Below are 6,162 nucleotides of genomic sequence, written 5' to 3' on the forward strand. Positions count from 1 at the left end.
GACTTCCAATTCGCCCATATGGAGTGAAGGGGGATGGGCCAGAATATCGCCAGGGGATACTGAGTCTCCGATGCTTAGGATTGGGCGTTGGTTAATACAGGTATTTTGGTTGGAGCGGGTGTATTTGATCAGATTGTAGATATCTACACCGGCATCGCCCGCTTCCACTTCATCGTGATGTACTTTTACTACAATACGGCCAGCATCAACGCTATCAATCACACCGCCGCGTTTGGCAACCACACACACACCTGAGTCGGAAGCAACATTGCGCTCCATACCCGTCCCCACCAGCGGCTTCTGTGAGCGCAGGGTTGGTACAGCTTGACGCTGCATGTTTGAACCCATCAGCGCACGGTTGGCGTCATCGTGCTCAAGAAATGGAATCAAAGAAGCTGCAACAGAAACCACCTGGCGCGCAGATACGTCCATATATTGGACATCAGCCGGACCTTTCAAGGTAAATTCATTCAGGTGACGTACGGAAACCAAGTCCTCGGTCAAATTACCATCCGCATCTAAAGTTGCCGATGCCTGTGCAATTACATAATCGGATTCATTAATTGCAGAAAGAAAATCAATTTCATTGGTTACTTTGCCGTTGATCACTTTGCGATACGGGCTCTCAAGAAAGCCGTAATTGTTAGTGCGGGCATAAGTAGCCAGAGAGTTGATCAAACCAATGTTTGGACCTTCCGGTGTTTCGATTGGACATACACGGCCATAGTGGGTCGGGTGTACATCGCGAACTTCAAAACCTGCGCGCTCGCGGGTCAAACCGCCAGGGCCAAGCGCAGAGACACGACGCTTGTGTGTGATCTCTGACAGCGGGTTGTTTTGATCCATAAACTGTGACAGCTGCGAAGAGCCAAAAAACTCTTTTACTGCAGCAGCAACCGGTTTCGCATTGATCAAATCTTGCGGCATCAAGCCTTCGCTTTCTGCCATTGACAAACGCTCTTTCACTGCACGCTCAACACGCACCAAACCAACACGGAATTGGTTTTCAGCCATTTCACCTACAGAACGAACACGACGATTGCCCAAGTGATCAATATCATCCACAACACCCTTACCGTTCCGGATTGCGATCAGGGTCTTCATCACGTCAACAATATCATCATTAGATATAGTGCCTTCGCCAGTCTCAGCTTCGCGGCCGAGACGACGGTTGAACTTCATGCGGCCGACCGCAGAAAGATCGTAGCGCTCTTGTGAGAAGAACAAATTCTGGAACAATGCTTCTGCCGACTCTTTGGTTGGCGGTTCTCCAGGACGCATCATGCGATAAATTTCAACCAGCGATTCCAATGCAGTACGGGTTGGGTCAACGCGCAAGGTTTCAGAAATAAACGCACCGCAATCCAATTCGTTGGTATACAAGGTCTCAACATCAGTGACGCCTGCGGCAACCAATTTGGAAAGCACATCAGCGGTAATTTCAGTGTTGCATTCAAACAACAATTCACCACTGCGGGTGTCGATAATATCTTTCGCCAGTGCACGACCTAACAAATACTCTGACGGAACATCCATCTGATTAACGCCGGCTTTTTCCAATTGACGAATGTGGCGCGCGGTTATACGACGCCCTTCTTCAACGATAATATTGCCCTTGTCATCTTTGATATCAAAAGTAGCGACATCACCGCGCAGACGCGATGGAACTACGGCGTAACTGAACTGACCATCTTTACCCAGAATAAAAGTACTGGTTTCAAAGAACATTGCCAGCATTTCTTGTGAACTGAAGCCCAATGCACGCAGAAGAATAGTGGCCGGCAACTTACGGCGACGGTCAATACGAACGTAGAGCAGATCTTTTGGATCGAATTCAAAATCCAACCAAGAGCCACGGTAAGGAATAATACGTGCGGAATAAAGCAATTTGCCCGATGAGTGGGTCTTGCCCTTGTCGTGATCGAAGAACACGCCAGGAGAGCGATGCAACTGGGAAACAATCACACGCTCGGTACCGTTAATGACAAAGGTACCGTTGTCAGTCATGAGCGGAATTTCGCCCATGTAAACTTCTTGCTCTTTAATGTCTTTGATCGCTTTGTTGGATGACTCGCGATCATAAATAATCAAACGCACTTTCACGCGCAGGGGGACGGCATAAGTAACGCCGCGCAGAATACATTCGTTTACATCAAACGCCGCCTTGCCAAGGTTGTAGCTCACATATTCGAGCGCAGCATTACCTGAGTAGCTAACGATTGGAAAAACGGAACGGAATGCAGCGTGCAGCCCCATATCATCACGCTTACTAGGCGCAGTATCTGCTTGAGTAAACTTTCTGTAGGAATCTAACTGAATCGCCAAAAGGTAAGGTACATCCATTACGTGCGGCAGTTTGCCAAAATCCTTGCGGATACGTTTTTTCTCAGTATATGAGTAAGCCATCTGTATTCCCCAGCTTGTTCGCGGATCGGGCTTGATCGCAGCCATGAAAACGCATGTGCGTTTCTTTGTAAAAACTTAAACTCGACAAACTTGCAATTACTTTTCAGTAATCAATGGCGCACCTGGTGCTTGCCATTTTTCAGTACCTTTACAGCCGTGAACCGGGACTCTTCTGAAAACAGAAAAAGGCTGGCAAGCAAATGCTCACCAGCCTAGTGTCCAAACTGTAAATGGACCGTGACACAGGTGTAGAATTATTTAACTTCTACAACTGCACCAGCTTCTTCCAACTTGGCTTTTGCTGCATCAGCATCAGCCTTGGAAACAGCTTCTTTAACTGCTTTAGGTGCAGCCTCTACCAAGTCTTTAGCTTCTTTCAAGCCCAGACCAGTCAACTCACGCACTGCCTTAATCACGTTAACTTTCTTATCGCCAACAGATGAAAGGATTACGTCGAATTCAGTTTGCTCTTCTGCAGCAGCAACTGGACCAGCAGCAACAGCTACAGTAGCAGCACCAGCACTAACACCGAATTTTTCTTCCATTGCAGAGATCAACTCAACAACGTCTTTAACAGACATTTCTGCGATGGCATTGATGATATCGTCTTTAGTCAGAGACATGTCTCAATTCCTAATTAATGGAGCATTTTGCTCGTTAAATCTAAAGTAAGCTGTAATCGAAAAATTAAGCAGCTTGCTGTTCTTTTTGATCGCGAACGGCCGCAATAGTGCGAACCAGTTTGCCGGCTGAAGCTTCTTTCATCACGCTCATCAGACGAGAAATAGCTTCGTCGTATGTTGGCAAAGTTGCCAGCATAGCGATGTTCACTAACTCACCTTCAAAGGCAGCAGCTTTCAACTCAAACTTGTCATTTTCTTTAGCAAAATCCTGAAGGATGCGCGCACCAGCACCAGGATGAACAGTAGAAAACGCAATCAGAGTTGGACCTACGAATTTGTCTGCGAGACATTCGTAAGCTGTACCTTGCACAGCGCGACGGGCCAATGTGTTACGGACGACTTTTACCCAGACGCCAGCTTCACGGGCCTGCTTACGAAGAGCAGTCATCTTGCCAACAGTTACACCACGAGAATCGGCGATAACAGCAGACAGAGCGCTCTTTGCAGCGTCTTGGACTTCAGCAACGATCGCCTTTTTGCCTTCAAGACCTAATGCCACGGGATTACTCCTGCATTGACAAATCGTTTTGTTGTTAAAAACGAAAACAGATTTATCGTTAACTACCAGCCCCAATAAAACTATTAAGGCCATTATTCGGTGAAGTCATTCGTCAACATTTTGTAACACTAAGCCTGTTACATTAATTGACTGAATAGGGTCTCACCATCTGCGTAGGCGACTTACATTAAGTCCCAGCAGTCTGCTTACGCAAATTGCTTAAGACACCTACGGTCTTTGACGGCCCGCACAATCAAGCGGACCCCAAAGTTCTTTGTGCATCAGCGAATTAAATCGCGAGTGACGCTTGATCAATTACCAAACCTGGACCCATGGTAGAACTCAAGGAAATTTTCTTGATGTAAATACCTTTGGAAGTTGCTGGTTTGGCTTTTTTCAGATCACTGATCAGTGCTTCAAGGTTTTCTTTGATAGCAATAGCATCAAAAGAAATCTTACCCAAACCACCATGAACAATACCGCCCTTCTCAGCACGATAGCGGATCTGACCTGCTTTAGCATTTTTAACTGCAGTAACCACATCAGGAGTTACGGTGCCAGTCTTAGGGTTTGGCATCAGGCCGCGAGGACCAAGCACCTGACCCAGCTGACCAACAACACGCATTGCATCAGGGCTGGCAATAACTACGTCAAAATCCATTTTGCCCGCTTTGATTTCTGCCGCCAATTCATCCATACCAACAAACTCAGCACCGGCCGCTTTTGCAGCTTCAGCATTGGCACCCTGGGTGAATACAGCGACGCGCACTGACTTACCATTGCCGTGAGGCAGGGTAGTAGCACCGCGAACGGATTGGTCAGATTTACGCGGATCAATACCGAGGTTAACAGATACATCAACCGTCTCAGCAAATTTTACATTGGAAAGATCTTTCAGCAGTGCAACAGCCTCTTCGATCGAGTATTGCTTGGTTGAATCAACTTTCTCATTAATAGCACGTTGACGCTTGGTAATTTTAGCCATCTTATACGCCCTCCACTTCCAGACCCATTGAACGCGCAGAACCGGCGATAGTACGCACAGCAGCATCCATATCCGATGCCGTCAAGTCTGCCATTTTGGTAGTTGCAATGGTTTCCAACTGGGCGCGGGTTACCTTGCCAACCTTATTGGTGTTGGGGCGACCACTACCACTGGTAATTCCAGCCGCCTTCTTCAACAAGAAAGACGCCGGTGGAGTTTTCATTACAAAAGTAAAACTGCGGTCGCTATATACACTGATAATTACAGGTACTGGCGAACCAACTTCCATGCCTTGTGTTTGCGCATTGAAAGCTTTACAGAATTCCATAATGTTAACGCCGTGCTGACCCAATGCTGGACCAACCGGTGGGCTTGGATTTGCTTTGCCAGCTGCAACTTGCAACTTAACGTAAGCGGTTACTTTTTTTGCCATGATATTGCTCCCCTATGGGTGTTAGCGCCTCAACCAGACTTTTGGCAAACCCTGGCGTCTCAGGCTCCCCGCCTTGGCATAGACCAAGGACACGAAAACCCCTCTTCGCATAGCGAAGAAGGGCATTTAAAACTTATTTAGCGCTTAGGTTTTTTCGACCTGACTAAATTCCAACTCAACTGGAGTTGAGCGACCAAAAATCAATACCGCCACACGCAGCTTATTTTTGTCGTAATTAACTTCTTCAACAACACCGTTAAAGTCATTGAATGGCCCATCGATAACACGCACCATCTCACCCGGCTCAAAAATAGTTTTTGGCTTAGGCTTTTCAATCGAATCATCAACACGACGCAAAATTGCATCAGCTTCTTTTTCAGTAATAGGTGCAGGCTGATCGGCTTTACCACCAATAAAACCCATCACTCTTGGCGTATCTTTTACCAAGTGCCATGTATCATCATTCAATTCCATTTGAACCAACACATAACCGGGGAAAAACTTTCGTTCACTCTTACGCTTTTGACCACCGCGCATTTCAATAACTTCTTCGGTGGGCACCAAGATCTCACCAAAACTTTCTTCCATGCCATAAAGCGCAACACGGTCACGCAGAGAGGCCGCTACTTTTTTTTCGTAGCCAGAATAGGCATGCACTACGTACCAACGCTTGGCCATACTCATCTACCCTATGATATTGGAAGCAATAAAGCCAAAGAGAGTGTCAAGCAACCAAAGAATGATTGCCATTACAAAAACTACCGCCAACACAATTAGTGTTGTCTGATTAGTTTCCTGACGACTAGGCCAAACCACTTTGCGCAACTCAACTAAGGCGCCGCGGACAACATCAGCTATTGCTGTACCTTTTGCTGTTTGCAAAGCGACAAAAACCGCAACTGCGGCCAGCACCAGCAAACCCAATGCACGATACAAAATAGATTCAGCAGAAAAATGAGAGTTTCCGACAACACCTGCAGCAACTATAGCCACAACCAAAAGCCACTTAATAGCATCCAGTCGGTAAACTTTTTCTTCAGTATTAGCAGTCATTATTGCGTGAAACCTTCATGAAATTTGGCAGGCCAGGAGGGACTCGAACCCCCAACACCCGGTTTTGGAGACCGGTGCTCTACCAATTGAACTACTGGCCTAA

7 protein-coding genes and 1 tRNA gene are annotated in these 6,162 nt (G+C 46.8%); all 8 read right to left on the bottom strand.

Annotation, left to right across the window (positions count from 1 at the left end; translation table 11 throughout):
* On the bottom strand, nucleotides 1-2,406 hold a 2,406-nt coding region (gene rpoB, locus ACWA6V_RS15450; protein WP_449523332.1), incomplete at its 3' end, for a DNA-directed RNA polymerase subunit beta.
* A gap of 254 nt (nucleotides 2,407-2,660) precedes the next feature.
* Entirely contained in the window at nucleotides 2,661-3,029 is a 369-nt protein-coding gene (rplL, locus tag ACWA6V_RS15455; protein ID WP_449523333.1) for a 50S ribosomal protein L7/L12, read from the bottom strand.
* Between the two features lie 64 nt (nucleotides 3,030-3,093).
* On the bottom strand, nucleotides 3,094-3,588 hold the full coding sequence (rplJ, locus tag ACWA6V_RS15460) for a 50S ribosomal protein L10 (protein ID WP_133684965.1): 495 nt from the start codon (nucleotides 3,586-3,588) through the stop codon (nucleotides 3,094-3,096).
* A gap of 289 nt (nucleotides 3,589-3,877) precedes the next feature.
* A complete protein-coding gene (gene rplA / locus ACWA6V_RS15465; RefSeq protein ID WP_449523334.1) occupies nucleotides 3,878-4,573 on the bottom strand; it encodes a 50S ribosomal protein L1 in 696 nt (231 codons plus the stop codon).
* Nucleotide 4,574: 1 nt separating this feature from the next.
* Nucleotides 4,575-5,006: a 50S ribosomal protein L11 gene (gene rplK / locus ACWA6V_RS15470; protein WP_133684963.1), complete on the bottom strand. Its 432-nt coding sequence runs from the start codon at nucleotides 5,004-5,006 to the stop codon at nucleotides 4,575-4,577.
* Between the two features lie 144 nt (nucleotides 5,007-5,150).
* Complete coding sequence (nusG, locus tag ACWA6V_RS15475) at nucleotides 5,151-5,684, bottom strand: transcription termination/antitermination protein NusG (RefSeq protein ID WP_133684962.1); 534 nt, start codon at nucleotides 5,682-5,684, stop codon at nucleotides 5,151-5,153.
* 6 nt (nucleotides 5,685-5,690) lie between these two features.
* Complete coding sequence (secE, locus tag ACWA6V_RS15480; protein ID WP_449523335.1) at nucleotides 5,691-6,059, bottom strand: preprotein translocase subunit SecE; 369 nt, start codon at nucleotides 6,057-6,059, stop codon at nucleotides 5,691-5,693.
* A 25-nt stretch (nucleotides 6,060-6,084) separates the two neighbouring features.
* A tRNA-Trp gene (locus ACWA6V_RS15485) sits at nucleotides 6,085-6,160 on the bottom strand.
* Nucleotides 6,161-6,162 lie beyond the last annotated feature (2 nt).

Source organism: Cellvibrio sp. (genome assembly GCF_053579595.1).

What these genes read in the sequence shown, in the direction of transcription:
- rplL (WP_449523333.1), bottom strand. Translation starts at nt 3,029, where the DNA reads ATGTCTCTGACTAAAGACGATATCATCAATGCCATCGCAGAAATGTCT.
- rplK (WP_133684963.1), bottom strand. Translation starts at nt 5,006, where the DNA reads ATGGCAAAAAAAGTAACCGCTTACGTTAAGTTGCAAGTTGCAGCTGGC.
- rplA (WP_449523334.1), bottom strand. Translation starts at nt 4,573, where the DNA reads ATGGCTAAAATTACCAAGCGTCAACGTGCTATTAATGAGAAAGTTGAT.
- nusG (WP_133684962.1), bottom strand. Translation starts at nt 5,684, where the DNA reads ATGGCCAAGCGTTGGTACGTAGTGCATGCCTATTCTGGCTACGAAAAA.
- secE (WP_449523335.1), bottom strand. Translation starts at nt 6,059, where the DNA reads ATGACTGCTAATACTGAAGAAAAAGTTTACCGACTGGATGCTATTAAG.